This is a genomic window from Deinococcus koreensis, assembly GCF_002901445.1.
Taxonomy (GTDB): Bacteria; Deinococcota; Deinococci; order Deinococcales; family Deinococcaceae; genus Deinococcus; species Deinococcus koreensis.
In genome coordinates this window covers 1-26,343 of the sequence record NZ_PPPD01000006.1, presented here as the reverse complement: position 1 = coordinate 26,343, position 26,343 = coordinate 1, and the positions used below count along the sequence as shown (strand labels likewise).

General features: G+C 62.6%; 19 protein-coding genes. 11 read left to right on the top strand and 8 right to left on the bottom strand.

Translation table 11 applies throughout. From position 1 onward, the window contains the following. Positions 1 to 549: 549 nt before the first annotated feature. Positions 550 to 1,974, top strand: a complete 1,425-nt coding sequence (locus CVO96_RS20515; RefSeq protein ID WP_133161913.1) for a hypothetical protein — start codon at positions 550 to 552, stop codon at positions 1,972 to 1,974. Between the two features lie 572 nt (positions 1,975 to 2,546). Then, positions 2,547 to 3,887, top strand: a complete 1,341-nt coding sequence (locus CVO96_RS20510) for a hypothetical protein (RefSeq protein WP_103314335.1) — start codon at positions 2,547 to 2,549, stop codon at positions 3,885 to 3,887. Positions 3,888 to 3,910: 23 nt separating this feature from the next. Here CVO96_RS20510 and CVO96_RS20505 read toward each other — a convergent pair whose 3' ends face one another. The 5 genes from CVO96_RS20505 to CVO96_RS20485 form a co-directional block, all read right to left on the bottom strand. Next, the gene (locus tag CVO96_RS20505; RefSeq protein WP_133161912.1) at positions 3,911 to 4,255 is read right to left on the bottom strand and encodes a hypothetical protein; all 345 of its coding nucleotides are present in this window, start codon (positions 4,253 to 4,255) and stop codon (positions 3,911 to 3,913) included. Between the two features lie 112 nt (positions 4,256 to 4,367). After that, complete coding sequence (locus tag CVO96_RS20915) at positions 4,368 to 5,051, bottom strand: hypothetical protein (RefSeq protein ID WP_133161911.1); 684 nt, start codon at positions 5,049 to 5,051, stop codon at positions 4,368 to 4,370. Next, complete coding sequence (locus CVO96_RS20500; protein ID WP_133161910.1) at positions 5,038 to 11,103, bottom strand: ATP-binding protein; 6,066 nt, start codon at positions 11,101 to 11,103, stop codon at positions 5,038 to 5,040. Before CVO96_RS20500 ends, CVO96_RS20915 begins: the two co-directional genes overlap by 14 nt. A 709-nt stretch (positions 11,104 to 11,812) precedes the next feature. Beyond that, positions 11,813 to 12,748 (bottom strand): tyrosine-type recombinase/integrase, encoded by a 936-nt coding sequence (locus CVO96_RS20490; protein WP_133161909.1) that lies wholly within the window; start codon positions 12,746 to 12,748, stop codon positions 11,813 to 11,815. Next, positions 12,745 to 13,527 (bottom strand): hypothetical protein, encoded by a 783-nt coding sequence (locus tag CVO96_RS20485; protein ID WP_103314331.1) that lies wholly within the window; start codon positions 13,525 to 13,527, stop codon positions 12,745 to 12,747. The genes CVO96_RS20490 and CVO96_RS20485 overlap by 4 nt, the downstream gene beginning before the upstream one ends. A 105-nt stretch (positions 13,528 to 13,632) precedes the next feature. On the opposite strand from CVO96_RS20485, the gene CVO96_RS20480 reads away from it, so the two are divergent. The 7 genes from CVO96_RS20480 to CVO96_RS20455 all read left to right on the top strand — a co-directional run bounded on the left by CVO96_RS20480 (position 13,633) and on the right by CVO96_RS20455 (position 20,703). Next, on the top strand, positions 13,633 to 14,274 hold the full coding sequence (locus tag CVO96_RS20480; protein ID WP_103314330.1) for a type IV toxin-antitoxin system AbiEi family antitoxin domain-containing protein: 642 nt from the start codon (positions 13,633 to 13,635) through the stop codon (positions 14,272 to 14,274). After that, on the top strand, positions 14,258 to 15,175 hold the full coding sequence (locus CVO96_RS20475; RefSeq protein WP_103314329.1) for a nucleotidyl transferase AbiEii/AbiGii toxin family protein: 918 nt from the start codon (positions 14,258 to 14,260) through the stop codon (positions 15,173 to 15,175). Before CVO96_RS20480 ends, CVO96_RS20475 begins: the two co-directional genes overlap by 17 nt. 268 nt (positions 15,176 to 15,443) lie before the next feature. Further along, entirely contained in the window at positions 15,444 to 19,133 is a 3,690-nt protein-coding gene (locus CVO96_RS20470; RefSeq protein ID WP_103314328.1) for a tetratricopeptide repeat protein, read from the top strand. A gap of 76 nt (positions 19,134 to 19,209) precedes the next feature. Continuing rightward, complete coding sequence (locus CVO96_RS21345; RefSeq protein ID WP_207795400.1) at positions 19,210 to 19,377, top strand: VOC family protein; 168 nt, start codon at positions 19,210 to 19,212, stop codon at positions 19,375 to 19,377. Beyond that, positions 19,374 to 19,646, top strand: a complete 273-nt coding sequence (locus tag CVO96_RS21340; protein WP_207795399.1) for a VOC family protein — start codon at positions 19,374 to 19,376, stop codon at positions 19,644 to 19,646. The genes CVO96_RS21345 and CVO96_RS21340 overlap by 4 nt, the downstream gene beginning before the upstream one ends. A gap of 180 nt (positions 19,647 to 19,826) precedes the next feature. Further along, the gene (locus CVO96_RS20460) at positions 19,827 to 20,441 is read left to right on the top strand and encodes a ParA family protein (RefSeq protein WP_103314327.1); all 615 of its coding nucleotides are present in this window, start codon (positions 19,827 to 19,829) and stop codon (positions 20,439 to 20,441) included. Then, complete coding sequence (locus tag CVO96_RS20455; RefSeq protein ID WP_103314326.1) at positions 20,431 to 20,703, top strand: hypothetical protein; 273 nt, start codon at positions 20,431 to 20,433, stop codon at positions 20,701 to 20,703. Before CVO96_RS20460 ends, CVO96_RS20455 begins: the two co-directional genes overlap by 11 nt. Positions 20,704 to 20,711: 8 nt before the next feature. Here CVO96_RS20455 and CVO96_RS20450 read toward each other — a convergent pair whose 3' ends face one another. From CVO96_RS20450 to CVO96_RS20440, 3 genes are all read right to left on the bottom strand, one after another. Further along, positions 20,712 to 22,934, bottom strand: coding sequence for a KAP family P-loop NTPase fold protein (locus CVO96_RS20450; RefSeq protein WP_103314325.1), 2,223 nt, complete (start codon positions 22,932 to 22,934; stop codon positions 20,712 to 20,714). A gap of 638 nt (positions 22,935 to 23,572) precedes the next feature. Further along, the gene (locus CVO96_RS21755) at positions 23,573 to 23,794 is read right to left on the bottom strand and encodes an SOS response-associated peptidase family protein (protein ID WP_165795481.1); all 222 of its coding nucleotides are present in this window, start codon (positions 23,792 to 23,794) and stop codon (positions 23,573 to 23,575) included. 297 nt (positions 23,795 to 24,091) lie between these two features. Continuing rightward, positions 24,092 to 25,084 (bottom strand): hypothetical protein, encoded by a 993-nt coding sequence (locus tag CVO96_RS20440; RefSeq protein ID WP_103314323.1) that lies wholly within the window; start codon positions 25,082 to 25,084, stop codon positions 24,092 to 24,094. 147 nt (positions 25,085 to 25,231) lie between these two features. On the opposite strand from CVO96_RS20440, the gene CVO96_RS20435 reads away from it, so the two are divergent. Then, entirely contained in the window at positions 25,232 to 25,735 is a 504-nt protein-coding gene (locus CVO96_RS20435; RefSeq protein WP_103314322.1) for a hypothetical protein, read from the top strand. An 83-nt stretch (positions 25,736 to 25,818) separates the two neighbouring features. After that, positions 25,819 to 26,316 carry a hypothetical protein gene (locus CVO96_RS20430; protein WP_133161908.1) on the top strand — a complete coding sequence of 166 codons (498 nt, stop codon included), beginning with the start codon at positions 25,819 to 25,821 and terminating at the stop codon, positions 26,314 to 26,316. Positions 26,317 to 26,343 lie beyond the last annotated feature (27 nt).

The window sequence follows — 26,343 nt, the reverse complement described above, 5'->3', positions numbered from 1 at the left end:
CGGTTCTTCGTCAGATCGTTTAACCCCGCTCGGAGCCAGCGCTCTGCGAAGGATGGGACACGGAGTATTTCTGCACCGCCTGCCGGATGGACGGCCCGCTATGATGGTGTTACCGCAGTCCAGGGACGAAGCCGTACACCCCGTGGAAAGTCTTGATCTGAGCCTTACCTTCGACAGTTGTCCAGAGGTCGTGCCCAGCTTCTTGGAACGGGAGCTGGAAGAACATCTACTTGAGGTTCAGGAGCTAGAACAAGTCGAACTTGCTGGAGGAGACCTTTGCGCCGCAGCGCCTCCGAGACCTGACCCCTAAGCAGTGCCAGACCTTTTTTGCAGGCCCTGGCTAGGGATGAGCTGGATGCCATGACGCGCCGCGACCAGGAGGAATGCTGAGGTTCCGTGCGCTGCCACAGGAGCTCTTTCACCTCGGTGTGTTGACGCTGCCCGCCTTTGATGACCTGCCTCGCCAAGTGCATAAATCGGACGGCAGAACTGGCCCCATGCGCGCCGGCGCGCAACTGCTGATGACGCTCGACTCCGTACAATGGCGGCATGCCCCGGCAAAAAATGCCAGCCGCCGCGGAGATGGCGCTCCTCGTGCAGGCGTCCTCCAGCCGTTTCGGCCGGGAGATCAACCTGCCACATCCCCTGCCAGAGCGGGGGCCAGCCTTCGAGCAGCTCAAGGCCCTGTACCAGGGCTGGGCGGCCGTGAAGTGGGTGGAGGAGCACGGAGAACGCGTCGATGACATCGCCCCCCTCCTGGACGGGAGCAAGGTTCGCGCGGGGAACAGCCTCGATAAACGCTTGTGGCGCGAACGCATCCTCTACGTGACGCCGCTGAATGGCCACTATCGACTGCCGACCCGCCTCTGGCAGTGGGTGCTGCGGGCCGGCGTGGCTGCCGGGCATTTCCCAGCGGTGGTCGCGCCGGAAGCGGCGACACCCCTGGCCGAGCCGGCGGCCCACCCCTACCTCATCACCCTGGCGAACAAACCCAGCGTACTGATCGACCGGGCGACACGCGGCCCCGATGGCTGGAACGACGCGACCCTGCAATACCGTGAGGTCTTCGAGGAAGGCCTCGTCCTGAATTACTTCGAGGAGAATGCCGGCAAGGACGCCTTACGTCAGCAGCTGATGACCCTGGATCCGCGCACCTCCGACGTGTGGCGCCTCCTGACGGCTAAGGCGCTCGAACACGAGCAGGATGACCTGTTCACGCCCATCACCATCAAACCGGGCGAACTCGCCAAGGCCCTGGGTCTGAAACCACACCCGAACGGCAGCGTCCGTCCCAAGGATCTGCTGCGCTGCACGCAGAGCCTGTTCCACCTCGAGCGTCTCTGGCTCACCCTGCCCGACGCCGGCCCGGACGATGACGAGGGTACGCGTCAACGCGTGCTGGCCGTCATGGCCCGGGGCCGCTCCCGCAAGATCGACGGGCAGTCTGTGCCCAGTTCCTGGACGATCGTGCTGGGTGACTGGGCGAAGTACTTCCCACGCTCCTTCGCGCCCATCTTCCGGGGTCTGGTGGAACTTCCCGCCAACTCCGCCACGAACCTCTGGGCCAAACAGATCGGGACGGAACTGTCGTACTGGCTCCGCGAGACCGCCAGTGACGCCACGACCACCCGCTTCATTCCCGTCAAGACGCTGCTCCTACGGGCCAGCCTGATGCAGGACGTGCTCGATCTGCGCGAGCACAAGAACCAGAACCGGGCCATCGAACGCTTCGAGGCAACGCTCGAACTGCTGGGCACCCTCGGATTACATGAGCGCTGGTCGTATGAAGCGCGCAGCTCTGCTGCCATGGACGCCGTGGTCGGCAGGCCGGAGTTCTTCGAGACGTGGTTGGGGAGTCTGGTCGAGTTGCAGGTGCCAGAGCCTTTCCTGCGATCCATCGCGGAACTGGCGAAAACGGAGCAGGCGCCGGGACGTTCTGCGAATCGACACCTGACTGCCGAACGTTGGACGTAAAAACCACTGTTTGCGCGGAAGTCAGCTGTGTGGCGTCGTTTCTCCGACACCTGAGTGCCGAAGGCACTCCGATAGAGCTGATGCGTTTTCCGACACCTGGATGCCGAACGCCGGGCGTTTGGCGACACCTGACTGCCGAAGTGAGAGCGTTATTCCGACACCTGACTGCCGTTCGCTGACGTTTCGGCCGACACCTGACTGCCGAAGTGAGAGCGTTACTCCGACACCTGACTGCCGAAGCAAGAGAAGAAGCAGCGGACGGAAGCTATGTGCAGCACGTCGAATGAGCTTTCGCGGCGCACAGAGCATCTGGGCTCTCGATACGGTCAGGTCGCCTCCCGGAAACGAAAAAGCGCACGGTACTGTGGTCAGCGACCCCCTCGCATCCAGTACATGTGTCCGCTCCGGGGGTGGAGGTTGATCGGTTTCATCCAGAGCCCACGCGAGCCCCAGTTCCAGAACTGAAAAATCCCGCTGGCGGCGGGATGTTCAGAATTCACTCTGTAGGCGACCAGCACCCGGAAGTGCGGTCAGTCTACCGAGGGCCCTCCTGTGTTGCAAGTGGAGCGTGCATGACTGCGCCGACGAGTTTCTCCCCTCCCCGATCGTTTTCCGAACTGGAGCTGGCGCTTCGACAGCAGGCACAGCAGCAGCTGGTGCAGAAGCGTCTGAATGCCCAGCAGCTCTCCGCTCCCTCCTTCCGGGCCGCTCTTAGGAGCAATGAGCAGCCCCGCCTCCTCGAGGCCGTGCCGCGACCCACCGATGACGTTGATCCCGCTCCGGTACGCCCTGCCCCCGCAGAGGTCATCCCTGCCTCCCTGGAGGCCACGCTGGAACGCATCCGCCATCCCAGGCCAGGCACGCCAGCCGCGAGGGCTGTGGAGGCCATAGAGCGTGTCCGTCCTGCGATCGAGGCGCACATCAAACGTCGGGACGCCCGACACAACGCCCTGATGGTCATGCGCGTGCTCACCCAGGCGGCATACACCCTGATCGAGCTGCGTGGTCAGAGCAGTCAGCACACCACCACGTACACCTTCTTCACGGTGCTTGACCTGCTGCCGGTCGTGACGGGTCTCTCCAGCGATCAGTGCGAGCGGGCGACCCGGAAGCTCCAGGAGCTGGGCCTCATCCACAAAAGCTCTGGCGCCCTGCCCACACGCACGCGGATCACCACGAAGGACACCAAGGGGCGAGAGTGCGAGCGGCAGGTCTACCGGGGCGGCACCTGGACGACCACGACGTTCCTGCACGCCGAGACGGGGGAGCGCACCGAAGCCCGGGTCTGCGCCGGCACCTGGGTGGCTGTGGTGCTGCGGCCGGCGCCGGGGCTCGCCGCTCGGGTCATCGCCCACGAGCTGCCCCCCTGTCCACGGGATCTCACAGCAGATCGCAAGCGGGGACGCACGGCGTGGCAGGCCAGACAGGAGTCCGCTCTGAAAGTGCGGGAGTCATTCCTCCTTTCAGGAGATAAGTTTGAAATTACATCCCTTATAAGCTGGTCGTTACCTGAAGAACAGAAGAAATCCCTGGGTACTGTAGATACCCGCAGTTCGCTGTTCTCCGATACCACGACCCCTCAGGAACTGGTTTGGAGCCTGAGCCGGATCGTCAGCACCCACCCGCAACACCGCCGCGAGGCTGTGCAGCAAGGGGCAGTCGAACTGATGAAGCTGCTCAAGGACGAGGGTTGGGAGCGCCACTACTACCGAATCCTCTGGCGGGCGACCGATGCCGAATTCCGGGGCGTGCCTGCCTACGCCCAGCTGGCGAGCGCGTTGGAACGCACCCTGATCGCTGTCCGCGAACTTGGCCTTGCCCGACCTGGGGCGTGGTTGAGTCGCCAACTTACGGATTGCGGCTGGATGGAGGCGGTTTACCATCTAAAGAGTGCTGACTCTGCTAAAGCATGATCGGTACCCTGGTGCGCCGGGTATCACGCTGCGTAGGCAACCACATCCTCACCGACCTGTCGGGCCTGTCCCATGATGACCAGCATCTCCAGCACCTCATCGACGGTGGCCGCCCGCACTCCTGTAAATGACCTTGCCACCTGCTCAGCGGACAGCGGCCGATCCGCGAGCAGCAGCACCTGCCGCACCGCCGTGGCGCGCTCTGCGAGCCGCTCCGGGCATGCCGGTTTCGCTGCCACGGCCACCGTCGGCGCCGCCACGTCCAGGCCCAGGTCGGCCATGACCGCGCCCTTCGGGTCTTGATAGGCCGGGCGCTGGAAATCTACCAGCATCCGTCGTTGGACGCCGTGGATGCTGCCTACCAACAAGCTGCCCAGTTCATTAACCTCTAGCCCCCGGAATGTGGTGCCCTCCATTGCGGGAAATACGTGCTGGGCGCATCCCCATGAGCCTGACGGGAGGTGACCAAGTCCCAGTAGGCTATGTTGCTTCGCCTAACTCTTCTTGAAAGGCGCTGCGAAACGATGCGGCAAGCTCCAAAAATGCCTCGAGATATTGAATTCGCTTTTCGATTGCCTTTTTAGACAAATCATCTGGAAAAGAGTCAACCGATTCTTGGCTGTCATTCTCGACACTATGATTACTTCGTTCATCATCCAGGTCAAGATTCCCAACCAATTTCATAATGACTTGAACATCAAAATCTCGAGAAGGATCGGGGGTGCGCTCAAGCCAAGCCTGGACATCTGAATCCGTAACACACAGGGCAGCTTGTCGCAAAGTAGTTTCGATTAAAACCCTGGCTGTTCTATCGATGCTGAGCGCCATTCGCAGCCAGGATTTCGCGTCGCCCGAATCTGACGGGTTTTCATCGTCTAGGTTGTCCCAATGGTATTTCCACCCAATGTAAAAGGATTTTTGGTTTTCCGGGTTCAATCGCTGAAGGGTTTCAAAAATCGACGCGAAGTCCTTGAACGGACTGCGTTCGTTTGGCAGCGCGTACCGACGCTGCCAAAGCTGCATGATACTGTCGAAGCAGCGTTCCTCTGCCTTGGCTTTTTCTTCGCCCGTCGCACTCTCGGCAATGGCAATTTGCTCGGTGATGTAGTGCGCGATCCACCGCGAGAGCGTGTCAACGCCCGGCTCGAGATTAAGTTCCTGCACCAACGCTTTCCCTAAGTTGATAGCCCGTTGATGTCGTTCGGAGTGTTCCGTCTGCTGAAAGGAGATAAATCCTGTTGGCTGGTGATCTGTACCCATCGTGATCCTCCCTCCGGCGGTAAGAAGATCGCAGGAACGTCCGCTGAATTTGAACTTCGAAGATCAGAACACGGTCGAGCGTCTGGCACAGCGTTTTGAGGAACGCCAGTGAAGCGAGCATGCGCGACCCTTTGCGCTCACGAATGTCTTGCTCGCTGCCGTGCTGACTCTTGTACTCACCCCAGAGCTCGCAGACGACCGCCTCGGAGCCATCGCTCGAGATCCACACCCGGTTTTCTTGATCGGCGACTATTCCGCATCGATCCAGGATTTCGCTGGCAACAGTATAGGGCGGATAGTCAATGTTCCCCGCGTGCGGGTCGAAGTCGTCCAGTTTGTTGGATGTGTGGTGCCTTGTGATCCAACCTTGGAGTTCAAACGGGGGTGATTTGAATTCCAGCCGGTCTTCGTCGAGGGCTGGGAGTTTGAAGTCGTGTGGATCAAGGCAAGTACTCAGGGCGTTGAGCAGCGATTGAGCGGTGGATGGGGCGACCAGCGCGCTGGCGACCCGAAAGGTCTCGTTGCGCTCGCGGTCGCCATCCTCCCAGCGGCCGTCGGTACAGAGCCAGGCGCGGCCATTTCGCCCCGTCAGTAGCCCTTCAATGAAGTCGGCTTCGTCGGCCCCGGCTTTGTCCCGCCAAGAGTCAGTCGCGGCTTGCCGTAGCCAACCGGGGCGCTTGAGTGGGGCTGGGTCGCGCCGATCCGCGAGCCAACGACCGTCGGCGCGGGTGAGGTCGTGCCTCTGGAGCCATGAGGCCCAAGCGTTCTCGCCGTCCTCATAGTCTTTGTCCACGACAGGCAGTTCGCTGAGCATCATCCCCGCACTCTGGAGAAGCGCGTGGTACGAAAGGTAGAACGTGTAGTTGTCGGCGTTGGGGTAGTCCATATGGCTGTGCCACGTTTCGCGTTCTCGGTGTGACTGATCCCATAGCCCGCGTCTAGGGTCAACAATGGATCGGTCGTTGACCTTGATCTTCCATCGGTTGAAGATCAGATCGCATGCCAACTGTTGGGTTTGGCCATTTTGAACCCCGAACACGTCATCAAGAGGCGCGAACCAGTAACGGTCGAAGTCATACCCAAGGTAGAGATCAAGTGTAGGATCTACCTCGCCTCGGACATGCCAAGGGGTTTGGGCCGTGTTGTCCGAGTACCCTTTGGTCTTCCGCAGCGGGAATGGACTGACCCCCACGGCGCTCAACGCCGCAATCGTTTGTTCCGGGTACGTACCGGGATAGGCTGCTTCGATCGACAGTGCGGTTCGGGCCGCGTACTTCTGGATCAAGATGTGCGGTTCGCAAGTGAGCGCATGGTGTTCAAACAACGCCGCGTGTGCTTTCAGCAGACCGGCACTATCCAAGGCAACGCGAGACAGGGCGATGATCAGGTAGAGGCGTGCGTGGAGGATGTAAAACGGGTACGAAGGGCTGCCAAAGGCACCGACATCCTCCCGAGCCATCCATGTGACAAGGGCGTCAAGTTCCAGCATGCAGCCAGTCGCGGCCAACCGCCGCACGCCGTGCGCCGCCTGCCACCGCTCCGCCGCGCGCGGCGAGCCGAGCGCCGACCACAGGAACCCTGCCAGCGTCTCGACCATGCTTGTCGGGGGCTCCATGGATGTCTTCCAGGGGCCATCCGCGTGGGCGTCCATCACGTGCAGTTCAAAGCGCCCGATGGCGAACCCAAGTACCTCGTGCGCTTCTTCTGACGTGACGAAGGACGCGATCACTTCGCAGAAGCCGAATAGCGTGCCTGCCCCGTTGAGATCGTTAGAGTCCGCTATGCCTTCTACGACACCGTCACATATAAGCTTTGAGTAGCTTGGATCAGACCCCAGGGCCTCAACGAATCGCTTTCGTCTCCAATGCACGCAGCATTCGGCGGCGAAGCGTTTTCCAAGCCCTCGCGCCAAGTCGGGCCAGTGCTGTTGCACGCTCACCTTTTGCCTGTACTGCGAGGGCAAGCTTTGGATTCCCTCTGCTACGTCGTGAGAATCCAATTTCTCAGCTAACAGCAATTCCTCGAGCAGGCGTTTGATGTTCGTCTCGGGAACGCGGGAAAAAACTTCATTCCAGAAGGCTGCGCGCACATGAGGGTATGGCGTGGCCTCAAACCGCTGTATGGCCTCGTTGAGGCCGACACTGCTCGACAGATCGAGACCAGCGAGCAGCGTTGACCAATCCACTGCCTCTGCTTCTTCCCTTAGATGTGGGTAGTTTGGAAGACCGTCTGAGCCTTCCCTTACCAGGGGCTTTACTTGGAAGTCAAGCACCTGGCGGACTTCCGTGGCGTCCAGAGAAAACCGCTGGGCGGCGTCACCGAGCTTCTGCCAATCCCCCAGATGATTTTGGAGCCTCAGATCCCGAACCGCCGTGTCCAGGATAAACTGTTTGTTCGCTCGGTCGGGTTCGCGCTCGATGCATAGCAGCGCAAAATCTAGGTAGCCGTCTTCCCAGGAGAAGGCCGACAGCGACCACCCCGCCGCTGGTGAGACCGCACCCGAGTCCACCGCCGACTGGCATAGACGGGGCAACAAGCGGTCGAAGTAACCAACTTGCCGATCCCGCCACCGGCTCAACGCCGCGAAGCCGGACGGCGCGTTCAGTCGGAAGCAGACCTCGATTGCCTCCATCCGATCCCAGTACTTCTCGCGAACCACCGAATCGCCCACCAATTCGGCGCACCGGATATACCGGTAAGCCGTCTCTGGCGAGGTTTGCCCACCTTCGCATGTGCGCTCCGCCATCGCCGTCAAGGCGCGCCAGCGATCCACTACCTCGTCCCCAAATTTCGAGACGGCTTCGAGAGCGCGACGAAAATACTCCGCCGCGTCCCCGTAGTCTGTGACCAGCACCGCCCGGGCCAATCGGACGTAGAGGTTCGCCATCTCCTCCGGGGTGTCCTCGGTGGAGTGCTGCACGGCGTCACGGCAAGACTGCTCGAGCGGCATCCTGATGCCCTTGAGGTGTTCGAGACGGTGTGAAGCCCTGAGGGCGTAGAGCTGATCTCTCAATCTCAGGCGGAATTTCCCCTCGAGTAAGCCTTGGGCGAAACCTTCGCCAGGTTCTACCGTTGGGCGGGCGAATGTCCAGCATTCGAACCGGACGCGGGCGATTTCAAACGGCAGTTGCTGGTGTAAACTTGTCCCCACTCGATAGCCTGTTTTCGCATGGGCCTCGGTACGCTGTAGAAGCGTTTGCGGATCGTTCGCGGGGTCGACGATAATCTGTGCCCGCGCCAGATACCACGGAAATAGGCAAGCGAACACCTCTTCGAACTCCTCTTTCTGTTGCCGTTGTTCATGGCCCAGCTTTTCAGAGAGCCATTCTTCGGGAAGCCATTGTTGGAGGTCGGGCTTGAGATTCTGTTCGAGAACGGCTCTAATCGCCAAGAACCTCAGAAACAGCCAAAGTTCGTCGAGTGAGTGCCAACTGGCGATGTAGCGCGAGATTCCCTTGGCGAAGCGCGTCTCGAGCATGTGCAGGACATGCTTTTTGGCTAGCCCGGAGGCTGCGCACGATTCGGCCAAGGCAAGCACAGCCGATTGGAAGCTGTCCCGCCCGTTGTCCAAACCTCCGAGCTCGGGAGTCGGGATGATGGATGGTTCCTCGACCAGTGCGGCCAAACATCTGCGCAGCACTTCGACCTCCGGACGCCTGCCTACTGCGACGAGTTCATTGCAGAGGGCCAGAACGATGAGCGGAGAGTCACGGCCCGCTCGAGCGAACTCCTCGATGACTTCAAAACGTCCGGCATCGATTAGGCGGCGGGCGAGAAAGGTCGTTGTTTTGAAGATGGTTGAGGGAGGCCGCCAATTTACGGTAAAGCGCACTGCGTCTTCAGAACCGTCGAGATTCAAATTGGTGATCGCCATCTCGCCTATGTCGCGAGTTTTAAGAGCGTCTTCGTAAGCATGCGGTTTCTTCTTGCGTTTTTGCTCGCGTTCCTCGAAGTGCAGTGTCAACCACGCGCTCCCCGACCGTCGGAAGCTTCTCGCGTCGCCTTGAAATTCCTTAACGTATGAAAGCAACGAGGCCGAATAGACGTTCTCGGATCCGGCCCAACCGCTTCGCAGCATCCTGCGAAACGCTAACTCCTGAACCCGCTCAGACGATTGCAAGAGTGGGATCAAGTCGAGGTTCTCGGTCAAGAGCTCGAGTTCTCGCTCCTTCCCAGCCGTTTCCTCGCCCGCGCGGAAAGCCAGCTTCGCCGCGTCCTTATAGCGCTGCCGTTGCAGTGCTGCCTTGAGGGCGTATTGAAGCCGATATACGCGGATGTTTCGGGCATCAATCGGCTTGTTGTGCGGCAGCGACCCGTCGGAAAGCGCCAACTGGATCAGCTCGTCGTATTGCCCGGACTGTTGCAACAGCGACGGCAAAACCGAGGCCACATAGGGGATGTCTTCCGCTAAAGGATTGAGGCGAATCGTGTATTGCTTGATGACGTCAGGCGAGGCCGCGAACTGCTGACGGAACCACGTCTCTGTCGGTTCGTCTCGGAAGTGCACGCTGCTCTCCGAGAGGTACAGGGGTCGTCCCAGGTCGCTCGCGAAGCTCGAGATCAGCTCGGGTTCCACGCCTGCGGCCTTGGCCAGCACCTCGATGGGAATGAAGGGTGGCAGGTTGGCCAACCCACGGCAGATAGCTTCAATCTGATCCTGGTGTTGCGCGGGTAGTCGGTCACGCACCGAAGCCACCGCAAACTTGAGTTGCTGCTCAATCTGCTGATCCACGGTGGTTGGAGACGGGCCGAGGCCGGCCAGCACGGACTCAACCGTGGCCTCGTCTCCTCGAATGCTGAGAGCGTTGGCCTGCACTCGGGGGTTTTTGCTGGAAAGGCGGTGGAACTCCTGTCCCTCGGGCGCTGTCGCGTCGTCAAAACGGGTTCTCAGATGTCGTAAGGACTCCGCTTCGCTGAAGGGCCGCAACTCGATTTGTGACACTGTGCTTTTGGGTTGGAGCAGGTGCCTGCGCTCGGTGCGGCACAAGGCGATGATCCGGCAGCCCTCCGGGACAGCCTCCCTCAGCAGTTCGTGCACGAAGCAGGACTCGCTGAACTCTTGGGCCGCCATTTCCGCGTTGTCAGCCGCGTCAACGAACACCGCCAACACCGCATCGGCCTGCGCTCTTCGCAAGGTCGCAACTGCCACCTTGAGGCGTTGCAGCAACGCCCTCATCCACATATCGTTGCTCGCACCCGTAATCAAGGGCTCGCACAAACCCCTGGTCGCCAGCTCATTGGCGATCTGAAGGCAGGCGGCCCGGTGCGAATGCCGTGGTTCGCTCCGGCTCCTGTATCGTCCAGCGCCGAAACAGTCGTACAAGATGCCGACAGAGCCGTCCGGCAACGACTGGGACAGTTGAAGGGCCACAACCGATTTGCCAACTCCGCCGCTTGCGTGGACGATGATCGGCTCGCGGGCTGCGATTATTGTTTGAAGCAGTTGATTGTGCTGCTCTCGACGGAACAGATTTGGCGAATTTTGAATCTCCGCAGGCGCAGGAAACAGGTCAAGATCAGAAGTGACTCCAAAGCGCTGCAAGACCTCTTCGCGCTTGACCTCGCCGTCGGAGTCGGGCATGACCTTGCTTTGGACAAGCGAGATAATTTTATCCACCTCATCCACGTCAACCGGGTCTGCGCTGATCCTAGCGATTTCGGCACGCAGCTTGTAATGTTGCACCCCATAATCACCCTCGCTGTCAACGAACTTGAGAGAGGCACAGAATCCCTTGAGCGTTTCTCCATCGAGACCTGAGTATTTCTCAAGAGTCTTTCGAAATTGCCGTGGAATCTGATTTCCAGCGACAAGAGCTTTAAAGCTCGATTTGACGTTTTGACAAACCGGGCGATTGGAAATTAACGTGAATGTATATCTCTGATTATTGTTTGAGTCAACACAATGCTCGCAAAATCGAGCGGCAAAGCCTTTAATCATTTCCTGTAATTCACTCAATTTGAAAGGCTGATCTAAGCGCTTTGTTGAATGTTTCAATTGAAAATACGATACAATTTCTTGATTGTCCTGATGTGAGTACTCCGCAATGTCTATGACGTATTCGCCTGCTTTGTGTCGGTCTCGCGAACCTTCCACAAAGAATTGCTGGAGTGTTGTATTGGGATAAATCAGCCGAAGGCATCTGCGCGCAGCCCATCGGTAGTGAAAGACATCCCCTGCTCTGGAATATCTGACAAGATTTTGTGGTAGTTCTGCAACCTGTGGCATAGTTAGTGACTCAATCCTCAACCGTCTCTTTGATACACAGAAGGGTTACCTTGGTAACGCGTACGTGGAGTTACGCCACTGCGCGGTTCCTGCGCTGCTCAAATTCTATCGAGGGGCACCACATTTTGGGGGCGAGGGCCGCCTGCCACGAAAGAATTGTCTTCTCTGACTGGCTGGCAACACGTTCCATGGCCCTTCCACAGCGCTCTGGAACAGGGCCGCCCCCGGAAATTGGTGGCCTCAAAAAATAAGTCACCGACGAATCGGCTCGATTTGTGATGGTTCAACTCCCGAAGTTCGCCTCGCTCTGAACGAGGCCCAATAGCCTCCCTGAGGTGCTCTTACGAGGTCGTTCGCAGTCGGCGAGAAGTTCGTTCTGAACCTAGCGTACCCAAGTGCGCCATTGTCCCCCTCAAGGATTGGCCTCCTTCCTGCAATTTCAGAGGCCACGCAGGTGCTCTTTAAGCCGGTCGTCTGCCCACTTGCCATACGTCCTTGCCGTTTGCACGTCGCTATGCCCCAGGTGCTCGGCGACGTCTTGGAGCTGAAAGCCGGCCCGTACGAGGCGCGTGCCCGCCGTATGCCGAAGTGCGTGCAGCCCCAAGTACGGCACGTTATTTTGGGTACAGAGCGTTCGTAGTCGAGCCCGGGCCGCTTCCGGCGTGCGGCCGATCACGAGGAGGCTGCCGTCTTTCACTCCTAGCTGACGCAAATCCTCGATCAATGATGTAGATAGCAGCACCCGGCGGGTCTTGCCCCCCTTTCCGTTCACGACGGTAAGTGCCCCGCCATCGAGATCCACGCTCTCCCATTTCAGGCCGGTGATCTCAGACGCTCGCAAGCCCGCGATACCTCCCAGCCTCAGCAGCACCCGCATTTCCACCGGGGCTACGTCTAGGAGTCTTTGCACGTCTGCATCCGGGTAGGGTTGGCGCTTGTCCCAGGGCCGCCGTCGATCCTTCTTTGGTCTGACATCCGTAAACGGCGTGTCTTTCGTAGCCTTGGCCCAGCGTAGCGCCTCGTAGAGCGCCCGTGCTCCGGCGAGCAGGACACCCACGCTGGCCGGGGCCTTGCCCGCCGCCTCCATCGATCGCACCCACAGGTCGGTGTCCTCCGGCTCCGGATGCAGCACGTTCACGGCCTGCGTGGAGGCGTACGTCAACCAGATGCGCGCCCCCAGTCGGTACTTACGCAGGGTCTCACCGCTGACGTGCCCGTGTGTGCGGACGTGGTGCGCGTCTAGCAGGTCAAGGAGGGTTCCCATATCTTGCCCAGCGACTGCGGCAACAGCCCGCCGCCGGCGTTCCTCTGGTGAGAGGCTGACCCAGCTGCGGGACAGCGCGAGGTGGTCATGCCGGTAGAGTTCCAGGGTCACGCGGACTCCTCATCGTCCTTCAAATTCTCCTTCAAGCTCGCTACCCGCTCAAGCAATTCGGCGTAATGAGGGAGCGCGTTTACGCTATGTCCTGCGAAGAGCAGCGCGGCGACCACACCGTAAGCAAAGAGGACGGTCGCGATGACGCCCGTGGCCGTCACAGGCATGTTCAGCCAGGGAATGATGATCTGCATGTCCTGAAGGTACTTCCCGGCTGACAGGGCTCCGAGCAGCACCAACAGGCCGCCCATCAAGCCACCGGCCCGGTTGGCTCCCAGGAAGAGGGTGAGCCGGGAGCCCACGCGGCTTTCTGCAGCACGGGCTGTGGCGGCCGCATGCAGGAGGCTCGCCCTGGAAAACGGGAAAAGTGCGCGGATCAGCGGGCGTTCGGCCGCCGCTGCCCCGATCAGCTGCTTCATCGTGTCCACGTCCCGCCTCGTCCACTCGCGGGCGGCGTTGACCATGGTGTACAGCGCGCCGATGAGGACGGCGAGGGCCAGTACGACGACCAGTTCGAGCGGAAGCTGTGGCCAGTACACGAGGAGGGCGACGCAAGTCGCGATGGAGCCGAGCACAGCGAGACCCTCGATCCAAGCGGAGCGGCGGGACTCGAGGCGCTTGAGGGCAGCACGGTGCAGCACCTGGTGGATCGCCTCGACCTCCCCCAGCACTCGGGTGGTGACAAGAGGGCCCTGGGCTATGACGCAGGGGAATTCAGAGGGGGAGCCAGTGGAGCTGCCCTGGGTCTCCCCTACCGGGTCTGGGGATAAAGTGGTCATTGGTGTTCAGTGTACACAAAGACTTTCTGGTAAGACTGCTTACCAGAAGGGTGAATATGGAACTGTTTGAAAGCGTAGGAAGGTAAGCTTATACTTCCTGCAGTTATGAACATCACGACCACAGGCGCCCTGGAGGTGCTCGACCTGTTCACGCAGGGGGGTGGGGTGCTCACGGCCCGGGACGCCGCGCGGGCGGGGGTGCGCAGCGTGACCCTGACCCGGCTGCTGCGCCAGGGGCTGATCGAGCGCGCCCAGCGGGGGGTGTACCGCCTGGTGGATGTGGGGGACTTGCCGGTGGCAGACGGGGCCGCCGAGGATCTGTTGGAAGTCCAATTGCGCGCGCCGTACGCCCGGCCCTGCCTCGTGAGCGCCCTGCACCTGCACGGCCTGACCACGACCCGGCCCACGGTGCTCCAGTTCGCTGTGCCTTCCCGACACCGGCCCCCCGCGGTGGACACGCCGGCCATTGAGATCTTTTACTTCGGCCCCCGGGCCTACGGTGAGGGCCTCGTCACCGTCCACGTTCGTGGGCGGATTCTGACTACCTACAGCGTGGAAAAAACGCTGACCGACCTGCTGCGCTACGCCCCGAAGTTCGGGCGAGATCTGTACCTCGAGGGCTTGAAGAAGTACCTGAAACGCCCTGAGGCGCAGGTGCAGGCCCTGATCGAACTGGGCCGGGCCCAGGGCGTTTGGACGCTCCTCTCGCATGACCTGGAGGTGCTCTTACATGACCAAGATCACTGAGCCCAACCCCGCGAGCATCCTCGCGCGGCTGCGCGCCCTCGGGCGCACGCGGTACCCCAACCTGCCCGCCAACGCCATGCTGCTCCTCTACGCGCAGCAGGGGTTGCTGGCGCGGCTGGACGCCAGTCCCTATGCGGAGCGCTTCGTACTCAAGGGGGCCCTGAGCCTGTTCGCACGTTTTGGGCAGGCCGCCCGGCCGACCGAAGACCTCGACTTTGCATCGCGAGGCCTGCCGCATACACCAGAGGACGTGCGGGCGGTGCTGGGCGAGGTCTGCGGCTTGCGCTTCGGTGACGGCCTGACGTTCGACGCCGCGACCATCTCGGTCATCCCCCATCAGCTCGGTCACGCGTATCCCGGCGTCAAGGCGCATGTGGTGGCCCGGCTAGGGGCGTCGCGCGCCGACCTGAAAATCGACGTGTCGTTCGGGAACGCGATCACGCCAGCGCCGGTGGTCTGGACCTTCCCGCCCCTGCTGCTGGAGCAGGGCGTGGCGGTGCCCATCTACCCGCTCGAGACGGTGGTCACCGAAAAGTTCGCGGCCTTGGTCGAGATCGGCGAGGCCACCACCCGCATGAAGGATCTGTATGACCTGCACATGATCCTGACGCGCGAGGCGCTGGGGGCCAGGGACACGTCGCTGGCCCTGCGCCGCAGCTTCGCGGCCCGGGGCACGCCGGCGGCGGCCGTGCCGCTGGTACTGGACGAGGCCTTTGGCCGCTCTGAGGTGCTGACGCGCCGCTGGAACCAGTACCTGGCGCGCACCCGCTTTTCCGCGCCGCCCTTCGAAGGGATCATGGCGCTGCTGCGCACGTTTTACCGCCCCCTGCTCATGGAGGGGCGAGACCAGGGCACCTGGTCGCCCGCCGCCGCCCACTGGCAGGACGCTTCAGGCGAGTAAACCGGCTCCTGAGGTGCAGACGCCGCGGCGCGTGCGTGCGAACAGGAGGGCCGGTTCGCAGGAGGACTCCATGGAAGCTGGAACGACGATGCTGAGACTGGTTCCACATGGCGCGTCGCAACGGCCTCACGCAGCGTCTGTCTCCTGGTCTGCCGCGCCGCGCCTGAACAATTGAACATTTGGCCGTTGATACCCCATCCATTCACTCTGACCGTATTCCACACCTGGGTTCTGTTGTGAAAGAAGCACAACTTGGTAACATTGCCGGATGGATCCCGTCTCCACCGCCCTCAACCTCGCGTTCAATTTCGCCGGGCGCAAGCTCCTGGAAGCGGGGTACAAGAAGCTGACGACGGCTTCCGTCAGTGACGAGGAGTACGCGCTCCTGACCGCGCTGACCACCCTGCACGACGGGCGGCAAGCTGCTGGCCGGCTGGCCTTGCAAGACTGGCTGGCCTCGCCCGAGTGGCGAAGCGGCGCCGTGCTGGAAGGTCTGAAGCAGGGCAGCGGCGTCACGCCCGCCCTGCTGGGTCTGTTTGAGGATCGCGAGCACGGACTGGAGGCCCGGGATCGGCCCAGGGTGGTGGCCGAAACGTTTCTGGCCGCCTACTGGATCCTCTACCTCAGGGGGCAGGGCCATCAGGTGCTGCTGGATCAGGGCAGGGTCACCCAAGAGGTGCTGCGCGACATGCAGCGGAGCGTCGGCGACATGGCAGCGATGGTTCAGCAGCTCCACGCGCAGCTTGTTCCCGGTGGCGAATCTGCGGCCCGCGTTCCCCTGCCCGGCACGCCACTGTCGCCGACCGACCCCCACGCCCCGAAACTGGAGCGCATTGACCACAGCCTGGAGGACTTCGCGCTCGCGGCCGCCGGACGCCGCCTGAGAGCACTCGAGGGCGAGGTCGACCAGATGTCTGACGCGGCCCGGGCCAAGTACCTGCGGTTGTGGGGCAACCTGGAGAACAACCTCGGCCACCGGGACGAGGCGGCGCGGCGCTATGTGGCGGCCTTCGAGTACGACAGCACCTCTCCCGGCGGCCTGACCCTGCGGGGCTACGCGGCCTTGCTGGACGGGGAACCCGAGAAGGCACTGGGTTACCTGAACCGCGCCCTGGGCAAGCAGCGCCGCTCCGACACCTTGGCCCTCAAGGTCTACGCCCTGGACGAACTCGGGCGGCACGGGGAGATCGAGGCGCTGCGGGCCCAGGAGGGCGCGCCGGGGAACCTGGAATTGTCGCTGGCCCTGGCACAGACGGCCATGCAGCAGGAGCGGTTTGATGTGGCGAGCGCCGACCTTCGCCCATTGCTGGCTACCGAGCACGCCCAGGATCCACGCCTGCACCTAGCCCTGGCCCGCGTCAAGATGAAGCCGCTCGAGCTCGAGTTGCGGGGCGCACCCCGGGCCATCACGGAGGTGCCCGCGCTGCTGGAAGGCCGGCCCGAAATTGCCGAGGCGCTGAACCTCGTGGACGGCGTGCTCGCCGAACCGGGCGGCCTGGCCCCGCCGCTGCTGAATCAGGCCAGCAACCTCAAGCAGGCCATCTTGTTCTGGCACAACCGCTTTCCTGAGTTGCTCGAGGTAGCGCAGGCGGCCCTGAAAACCGATCCCGACGACGTGGCCTCGCTGCGGCACGCCGCGCTGGCCCAGATGGCGCTGGATCGTCCTGAGGACGCCTGGCAAACGTTCACCCGAATTTCCGAAGGCGAGCGCGACGTGGAGGTGCGCATGCTGGGTGCCAGCGCGGCGGAGCGCACGGGCCGGGCGCCGGAGGCCACCGAGCTGCTCACGGGCATCCTTCAAGAAGACCTGGATCCGCGCGCCCGGGACAACGCCCTGCTCATGGCGACGCGGGTGCTGCTGGCCCAGAACCGCGCTCCGGCGGCGCGGGTGCTGCTGGACGGAGAGGCCGACGACCGCGCCCTGGTCTGGCTGGCCCGCGCCGAGGTGGCCGAGGCCCTGGATGACCACCAGGCGGCGCCGGCGGCGTACCGGCGGGCGGTGGCGCTGGCGCAGGGGGAGCGCGTCGTCGGCCTGAGCGTGCAGCTCGCCCAGTACCTGCGCGTCCGGGGGCAGCTCGATGAGGCGGCTGAGGTCGTCACCGCCGTGGTGGAACAGACGCAGGACGCGGAACTCCTGCACTGGATGGGGCCGCTGCTGTTGCAAGCCGGCGCTTTTCCCGCGGCGCAGATGGTCGTCGACGCGCTGGACGCCCAGCAGGACGTCAGCTTCGAGACGCACGCCCTCAGCGCCGCCCTGCACGCCAGCCTGGAGCAGTGGGACGCCGCCGCCGAGCGCCAAGTTCGCCTGCTCGAGTTGCGGCCCGATGACGCGCACGAGTTGTGGAACGCCGCAGTGGTGCGTCGCAAGCAAGATCAGCCTGAAGAAGTCCTGAACCTGCTGCGCCGCTATGTGGCGCGTCCAGACGTGAGCGCTGCCGAACTCATGAACGCGGCCGACGTCGCCTCGCAGCTCGCGCCGGGCCGGGAGGCACTTGGGTGGGCCTACGAGGCCAGGCGCCGATCCCACAGCGATCCAGGCGTACACAGTCGGTACTTCCAGATCGCGCTGCGCTGCCCGCACGAGCACAACCTGCCCGAAGTGCAGCCGGAGAGCGCCGTCTTGCTGGCCAACGACGACACGCAGCGGTGGCTGGTTCTGACTGGCGACGGGGCCCCAGCCCCCGAGCGGGGGGAGTTTGCCCTGGACAGCCGGGAAGCCCAGGTGCTGCTGGGCCAGCGTCTGGGCAGCACGGTCAAACTGCGGGAGGGTGAGGGGGGCACCTTTGAGGTGCGGGGCATCATCACCAAATTCGCCAACGCGGAGCGCTCTTTCCTCCAGGATTTCCACCAGCTGTTTCCTGCAGACAACAGCATGGTCAGGCTGCGCGTGCTCGACCCCAGCCCGGAGTTCGAGACCGGGCTGCCCGAGGAGTGGCGAAACCTCAGGGCCGCCGCCGAGAAGACCGCCCGGCAGCGCGACGAGGCGCGCCAGATTATCGCCCGCAACCGCTACGCCCACGTGCTCAACGCCACACTGGCCACCGAATCGGCCACGGCCTTTTGGCTGGGGGTGTTCCGCCGCCCGGAAACGTACCTGAGCTTTCTCGGTGAAGAGGCCGACGCCCAGGCCGCCTCGGTGGCCCTCGGCGCCCCGGCGTGGGTGGTGGACGTCAGCGCCCTGTTGGGCCTCGCCATGACGGATCAGTTGGAACTGCTGTTGCTCGCTGGCATCCCCCTTCAAGTGACGACCCAGACCGAGGCACAACTTGAAATGCTGGCCCCTCAGCAGGAACCGGTGGCCCGGGCGCTGCACTTCGTTCGGACGCACACGGCTGTCGTCGTCGCCCCGCCGGCCATCGGCGCCTTGGGGCACCTGTTTCCGGAAGAGGCGGCCAGCGCCATGGCGCTGGCCGCGGCCCAGGCATTGCCCCTGCTGACCGAAGACGCGGGACTGCGCCACAGCAACCGGGAAGGTACGCTTGGCCCGGTGCTGACCGCGTTCGGCGTTGTGGACGCCCTGCTTGCCGTGTACCGGGCCGGCACACTGAACCAAACTGCCCTGGAGACCCATCTTCTGCCGCTGTTGCTGGCCGGCCGGCTGTTCTTGCCCCTCAGCTCGGGGCTGCTGCAACATGTGATCGCCCACGACTCCGGTCAGGTGGGGCCAGGACTTCAGGCGCTGCTACGTCTGTTGCTCCACCCCAACATCACCGTGCAGTACCAGGCGGTGATGGCGGGCGAACTGCTGAAGCTGCTGTGGGCCCAGCCGGATCTCTCTGGACGTCGGCAGGCGGTGGTTCGGCAGCTCGTGGGCGGCCTGGGCGAGGTGGTCGACCGAACACAGCGCTTCAGGGAACTCTACAGAGTGGTTCAGCACCTGTTTCGCCTGATGCCGCAGCAGGCCAGGGAGGTTACGGCCGAGTTGCAAAAAGCGCAGGCCACGTGGCCGCAGAGGTAGTCGGGGCGGCCCGGTCGTGAAAGGCACGCGCTGACTTGACCAAGTACACGATGACGATTTGACTCAGGATCATCAGATGGCGGTTCAGCGGCTGGATAATGTCGGCATCGTCGTCGAGGATTTGGGCACGGCGATTGAGTTCTTTCGCGAACTTGGCCTCGAGCTGGAAAGCGATCCACCATCGAAGGCGAATGGGTCGGATGGGTTACCGGACTGGGCCACCAGCACGTCGAGGTCGCCATGATGCGCACGCCAGACGGCCACAGCCGGCTGGAGCTGTCGCGCTTTCTCGCACCAAGTGTGGTCGCGGATCACCGCACCGCGCCGGTCGACGCCCTCGGCTACCTCCGCGTCATGTTCGCCGTGGACGATCTCGACGAGACGTTGGAACGGCTCACGAAACACGGCACCAAACTAGTTGACGAGGTGGTTCAGTATCAGGACATGTACCGGCTGTGTTACATCCGCGGGCCGGAGGGGCTGCTCATCGGGCTCGCTCAGGCGCTCGGCTAAGCGCATCGCAGGTTTACAAACAAGGTTTCTGGGTGCCAGCCCGCATCTGCCGGCTTGCTTCACCAGCTTCCAGCGCTAACCCCACTCACAACCCACAGCGTAAATATTCTGTGCTGATTGGAATGGAGACTTCAGGCTGCTCAGTGCTCCGAAATCATTTTCCCATGCAATAATTTTTTCATGCCAAAGATTATCAGTGTGGGCAATATGAAGGGGGGAGTGGGGAAGACCACCACCGCCGTCCACCTCGCGCAGCAACTCGGGCGCAAGGGCAAGACGCTGCTCCTTGACGCCGACGAAGAGCTTCAATGTGCCATCTACTGGCGAGAGGGCACCTTCGATGGCTGGACCTTTGACGCCGCGCAGTTCAAGACGGCCACCCCAGAAGGGATGGCACCGTATCAGTACGTCGTCATCGATACCAAAGGCAACGAGCAGGGGAACGACTTGGTGCAGCTCGCTCAGGACAGCGACCTGCTGGTAATTCCCACCAAGCCCGATGGCCTGTCCGCCACCGGGCTCATTCGCACGTTGCGCCCGATCATTGAGGCAGGCGTCAAAAACTACCGCGTGCTCATCGTCGCCAACGAGGGTGGGCGCGGCGACGAGCTGCGCGAGGCCCTGGCCGACGAGGGCGTGCCTGTCATGACCACCATCGTCCGCAAGAGCACGGCTGTGGGGGACGCGGCCGAGAAACAGATCCCGTTGGACGCCTACACCAGCAACCGCTACGCCCGCCTCGTGGCCGTGGACTACGCGAGCGTGACCCGGGAGGTACTGGCGCATGTCGGCTGAACCCAAGAAGTCGGGCCGCTTTGGCATGCTCAAGGGCATGAAGGACGCTGTGCCGGCCTTGGAACCAGCTGCCCACATCCCCCCTCCGCCGGCTGAACCCCGCAAGGACGACGCCACCCAGGAGCCCTTCAGTTGCACCCTCAGCCGCGGCCTGAAGCGCCGGCTCAAGAAGGCCAGCGCGGACGAGGGGCGCAAGCAATACCTGATCGTGGAGCAGGCGCTGGCAGAATACCTGGCGCGACATCATAAAAACATTGAATAATTTTTACATTATTCAATGTTGTGTTCGCTCTTGTGGATGGGGGGTGCGACCAGGCGTTGCCGTAGCTCCTTTGCCTCCAGTTGCCGGAACTCCTTTGCGTCCGGGCGAATGTCCAGCAGACGGTCGAACATGATTCTCGCCATCACCTCGTCGGTCGCGGCCAGACCTTCGACCTCTGGAACCAGCGGCTCCAGACGTTCCAGCAATTCGTCCATGTCCACGACCTCTTCCAGCATCAGGTACTGCTCGATGCTGAACCGAGACGGTAGCGCTCCGGCTTCCACACGCACTTGCCTCGCCAATGCCAACAACCAGCGCTGCGCGTGGTCTGACCGTTCGCCAACGAAGTCCAGCACAAGGGCGTGCGTCAGGCTCCGCCCATGGCGCTCGGCGAGCAGCCGCAGGGCAGACACCAGAATGGCGCGGGGTTCTTGCATGAGCTGGGTTTGGTGCCGGTGCAGAAGATCGGCCAGCCAGTCCCGCAGTGGCTGGGCCACCGCTTCCCTGCCTGAGCGCGACTCCCGCGCCAACAGGGACGAGCACGCCTCGAAGAGATCGAGCGACATCCACCATTCTGGCAAGTCTTTCAAAAGACGCTCCAGAACCTCCCAGCGCTCCCCGCTGGATTCGCGGCCCACACCCTGTTCCAGCACCTCAACCACGGTGTCCCGCACGGTCAGCAGGGGCATGGCGTGTGACCCGAACGAGACATAGCTCTCATAGAAGTGCCCAGCCAGCACGAGTGTCAGGGCCAGACGTTCCTCCGATTCCAGGGGCCGTGCGTACAGGGCAATCTTCCCGAGAAACCGAGGAAGCCGCTTGGCGTCGAGCGCGCCAAGAGTGGCCTCCGCTGACGCCTTCCGGTGCACCGTGTCCTGGATGAATTGTCGCGTGAGTGCGTCTTCCACGTCGTCGCTACCGATGGCGTATTGCAGGTAGCGCTTCAGGTATTCCGGCTGGTGGGCGGCGTATGGGCCGGAATAGCGGCCCGGCTCGTGCAAGTCGAATGCCAGGGCGGCGTTGGGGAAGGCCATGCCCAGAAGCTGCTTGGCTGCGGGTGGGAAGCCTCCGAACACCTCATGAAGCGGCCCCGGTGGTGGGACGGGCAGCGGCCCACCGATGGGGTTCGCGCCGCCGTCGCGCAGAAGCATCCTGCGGTAGGTGTGGCGCGCCAGGAATCCGGTGTCTGTGAGCAGATCTGAATGCCGCAGCACCTGCTCAAACAGCTCTGGGAAGAGTACCCGCAGCGCCTCAACCCGGCATACGTCCACGGGGTTGGTTTCGCCGCGCAAGATGGGCAGGGCGAAGCGAACGGCGTTGCCCAGTCGGCGGATCTCCCGCGGCGTGGCCAGGTGGGTGGACAGCACTTTTGCCAGCCGCCGCATTTCCACGATTTCCTCGGCACTTTGCGGCAGGCCGTTGTCCTCGAAGGCCCCCACCAGATTGGCGAACAGATCCTCCTCCAGATCCAGGGGGTCGAGCCTGGGAAGGGCCAGGGGCAGTTGAACGATCTTCTCCAGGTACCGCCGGCCTGACAGCGCGCCGCGCGACTCGAAGTGCGCCTCCAGGGCGGCAGCGATGATGTCTGGGTCGTAGGCGAGGATGTAAGTGAACGACGGCAGGTCGAAGACCGCTTTGAGCAGGCGGAACACCGACCGGATCGCCTCGTGATCCAACCGATCCAGATCGTCCACGAGCACGACCACTTGCGTCTGCGCCGTGCGGAGCTTGGCCTCCAGCGCCGCTTTCTGTTTGGGGAAGCTGTCCTCCTGGCCCAGGGCGTCGGCGAGCTTCCTGGTTGCCGCGCCACCTTTTTCAAGGTGGCCCTGACCGCTGACGCTCCCGGCAAGTTCCGCCGCGCTGCCCACCAGCCCCAAGACGCCGGCGGCCAGCTTCCGCACCGATTTGCGTGTGTTCTCCCGCAGGCGTTCGGCCACGAGCTGTACGAGGCCAAGCAGCATCTGATCTTGTGAACCGTAGGCCCACGGATTGAAGCGCACCAGCACCACGTCGCGGTGGTTCGCGTGGAGTTCCTGGGCCATATACTCCAGCACCGTGCTTTTGCCCTCGCCCCAGGCCCCCTCAATGCCGATGATGAATGGTGAGGTCTGTGTCCGGCGCGCCACCGCCTGCGTCAGGCGCCGCACGAAGGTTCGGCGGTGGTAGAGGTCGTCGCCACTCGCGCTGGGCCGGTCGTCGTGCAGTTTGAGCCGCGGGTCGTGGTTGGCCATACCCCATCCTGGCAGGGGTTTAGCCGCCGCGATCCACAGGTTGCCCACGGCCAGGGGCCCTGACCCGGCTGCGCCAGAACAAGCCTGGCAGCTGTATCAACAACATCCAAATTAAATCAGGAAAAACATAAAAAATTATTTTAAACAGAATGAGGTGACGTTTGGCTCATCTTGCTGAGGGTCAGGCGTCGGCAATCTGGTCACCGTTCCTCCCCGTGCCAGTGCAGTTCCTGGGACAGCAGCGCCAGTTGGCGCAAGTACACGCCCAGGGCCGCGTGGTCCTCTTCAGTTGTCGCTGGCCGCCGCCCCAGCAGCTCAGCCGCGAGGCGCGCCACCTCGAACACCGTACTTGCGGTCACGCACTTCCTGCACGGCCCGCAGGTGGTCGGCGTACTCGCCCACGCGGCGCGACAGGGTAGATCGGCTCACGCCTGAGCCACTTGAAGGATGCGCGGCTACCAACTGGACTGGGCCACCGCGCTGTGCGGGCCTGGGCCAGGGGGCCTGAAACTACGTCCGGAGATCCTTGCTCAGCAGCCGTGCTGGCATACGGTTATGCATGTCGATCAGACTGGTGTGGGAGGCCGGGTGACGAGGGTGCAAGAGCGCAGGAGGCCGTCTGACGTGTCGGTGGTGCTTCACAGGCCAGCGACCAGCAGCGGTTTGTCATCGCGTCTGAAAATGTGAACTCTCCCCCTCTGTCTCCCGCTCGCCGGCCACTCCCAGACGGCCGCGAGGGAAATGACGCAGCGCTGAGCTTGGAACGCGTTGGCGAAGAGGGGCTCGTTCTCCAAGGTTTCTACGCGAGCATTCAACGTCGCATATTTCCTGGCTTCCGCCAACGCCATGCCCGGCGGCACGAGGCCCAGCGCCCGGTATCGAGGGAAGGCCCCCGGCCCTCCCTGCGGACGAAGCTCAGCGGGTCGGTGGGCTGAACTTCGGGACGGGCCTTGCCCAGATGCCAACGGGGCAGATCGGAGGTGAAGCGCATGGTTTCCCAGCCGGCAGGGCCCAGATCGTCGTCGGCGCGGCCACACATCCTACCGACGCCTTCCTTGGACTGTCCAGACCGTAGAGCACCGTATCGAAAATGTCACGTGACATACTCTCCACGCTAGAGGCCAGCTCATGGTTGGAAACCTTTCTGTCTTCCAGGTTCAGCGTGCTGCCATCAGACGCAGGGCCAGGTTTAACGTCGCTTGTTGACGCTGCATCCAATGGTCGATGAGGTCAGGCAGTCGCAGGTTGAGCTTGTCTTCGTGTGCAAAAAACAAGAGGCGGTTGACGCGTTGAACCGGCCGGCCCGCTCTGAGGTCGGGCATAAGCACGAACTTTTCGACGATCTGTCCATGTTCGTAACGAATATAAACGCGGGGATGCTCGTCCAGTAGCCCGTTGTGAATGATGTGGTTGCGAACCGTTGCGACCTCGGCGACCAGCGGGTGATCCTCGAGCAGGGTGCCTTGAATGTCTGCCGGCGTCAGCGCCAATCTAGTCCACTGCCCGTAGAGGATGTTCTTGGAGTGCATGCGTGGATAGCGGTCAAAAGTGGTGTGCAGGTGCCGCACCTCGTCCAGCAACTTGACGTTGTAATCCAGCAGGCTGTACAGGCGGACGTACACCATATTGGCGAAAGTCCAAACAGCCGATGCTTGAGAACCCGTATGAAAAATGATACCCCCGGGCGGCGCGCCGCTGTGTTGAATCGGAACCAGTGCATTGAGCACACGGTAAAATTCGCCCACCAGCAGGTGGATTTGCAGCCAAACCTCCTGAACTCCTCCAATGAGCCGCCGACAGTCTTCCAGATACAGGCGGGCGTGCACCTCTGGCCGAGCTTCGACCGGAATCTCATTCAACAAGCGCTCGAACGTTTCGGCAGACATGGCACAGTCTGCTGAATGCCCAGCATTGGTCAACCACTGCGGCACCAGCAGGTCACTGAGCTCCTCACCCAACCGGCGGCCCAAGATGGCGCGCTCAAATGCGTCATGCAGACTCAAGCAGCTGTTCTCAATGGCGAACTGCTGCTCCCGACTTGGGCCGTTCCACGTCCAACCGTCCAGGGGTTGATGCGAGAATGTGGCCCGCGGGTTCGTGGGCTGCGCCGTTGGCACGCCGTGCAACGTCAGGTACTGCGATTCATCCACAGGCGCACCGTACACGTTGCGGGGGCCACTTGCGCCTGCAGCTAAGGTTCCCGCAGCCTGGCGTCGCCCATCCTCAACGTTCACAAGACCAGCCGTTGCCACCAGTTCCGGACACCGGCCGCAATTCACCGCCTTTGAGGAGCGCTTTTGACCACTGATCTCGACGCTGTGTACAGGGCTCTGGGCGAATTCGTGCTGTGCTTCCTGGCCCTCGAACACGAAATTCAACAGCTCGGCGCAGTCGCCTTGAATGTCAATGACCAGTTCACTGAGATTCAACGGTTGCGTGACTTTACATTTAGCAAGCAGGTGCAGCGCGTGCAGCGGGCGGTGGAAGAGCAGGTGCGCCGGTACGTTCCGGCACATGCCGAGCCCCACGTTGAGCCTTACCTCGCCCGGGTGGCCACGGTGCTGTCTGACTGCCAGCGCCTCATTCAAAAGAGAAACGAGTTGATGCACTCGTCCTACCACTACGCCGAAAGCTTCGACACCTTGCTCGGGATTCTCCGCTCGTATCAGGGGCCAGCAACAGGGGCGCTGCACCAAGAATGGGTCTCGCCCGCCAACTTCGTGCAGGTCAGTCGCGAGGTGGCCGCCGCCGCCTTTCAGGTCGGGCACCTGCGGACGCAATTGATTCACTGGCTTCCTTAAAGGGTCAGGTTCAGTCTCACTCGACCACTTGAGATCACTTGTGTGACACGCCGTTCAGACGGGACACCTCACACTGCGTGTCCATGCGTCGCATTTCCCTGTTCGGCCTGCTTGCCTTCACCCTGTCGAGTTGCACCCCCGCCGCCATGGAAGGCCTGGGACGAGGCCTCGCGCAGGGGGCGGGCCAAAGTTCTTCACCCCGCACGGTGGGGCTCGTGTGCGAGGGCACCACCGCCGGCACCCTGACCCACGCTGCGGCGTCCCTGTCCTTAACCGTGGCCTCGACGGGCGCGGCGAGCGGCAGCTTCACCAACAACGGCACGCTGTTCCAGGCCACCGGCACCGCCGCAGTGCGCGACGACGGCCAGACCCTGTATTTCAACACCCTCAACCTGAACCTCGACAGCCGCGTCGAGGGCAGGGCCACGGCGCTGCTGGGGTTTCGCTCCGCCGGCCTCTCTGCCCAGCGCGGCTCCACTGGCCTACTGACTGGTACGCTGAACGGTCAGGGGCGCTTTACCGGCACCTTTAAGGGTGTTCAGGGGAACTACCGGGCCGACCTGACCTGCCGCGGCGCGTAGGGCCGGCCCCCCTCTACGGCTCGGCCG

Coding starts and splice junctions, on each gene's coding strand:
- CVO96_RS20515 (WP_133161913.1), top strand. CDS start 550: ATGCCCCGGCAAAAAATGCCAGCCGCCGCGGAGATGGCGCTCCTCGTG.
- CVO96_RS20510 (WP_103314335.1), top strand. CDS start 2,547: ATGACTGCGCCGACGAGTTTCTCCCCTCCCCGATCGTTTTCCGAACTG.
- CVO96_RS20485 (WP_103314331.1), bottom strand. CDS start 13,527: ATGACCACTTTATCCCCAGACCCGGTAGGGGAGACCCAGGGCAGCTCC.
- CVO96_RS20480 (WP_103314330.1), top strand. CDS start 13,633: ATGAACATCACGACCACAGGCGCCCTGGAGGTGCTCGACCTGTTCACG.
- CVO96_RS20475 (WP_103314329.1), top strand. CDS start 14,258: ATGACCAAGATCACTGAGCCCAACCCCGCGAGCATCCTCGCGCGGCTG.
- CVO96_RS20470 (WP_103314328.1), top strand. CDS start 15,444: ATGGATCCCGTCTCCACCGCCCTCAACCTCGCGTTCAATTTCGCCGGG.
- CVO96_RS21345 (WP_207795400.1), top strand. CDS start 19,210: ATGGCGGTTCAGCGGCTGGATAATGTCGGCATCGTCGTCGAGGATTTG.
- CVO96_RS21340 (WP_207795399.1), top strand. CDS start 19,374: ATGATGCGCACGCCAGACGGCCACAGCCGGCTGGAGCTGTCGCGCTTT.
- CVO96_RS20460 (WP_103314327.1), top strand. CDS start 19,827: ATGCCAAAGATTATCAGTGTGGGCAATATGAAGGGGGGAGTGGGGAAG.
- CVO96_RS20455 (WP_103314326.1), top strand. CDS start 20,431: ATGTCGGCTGAACCCAAGAAGTCGGGCCGCTTTGGCATGCTCAAGGGC.
- CVO96_RS20450 (WP_103314325.1), bottom strand. CDS start 22,934: ATGGCCAACCACGACCCGCGGCTCAAACTGCACGACGACCGGCCCAGC.
- CVO96_RS20430 (WP_133161908.1), top strand. CDS start 25,819: ATGCGTCGCATTTCCCTGTTCGGCCTGCTTGCCTTCACCCTGTCGAGT.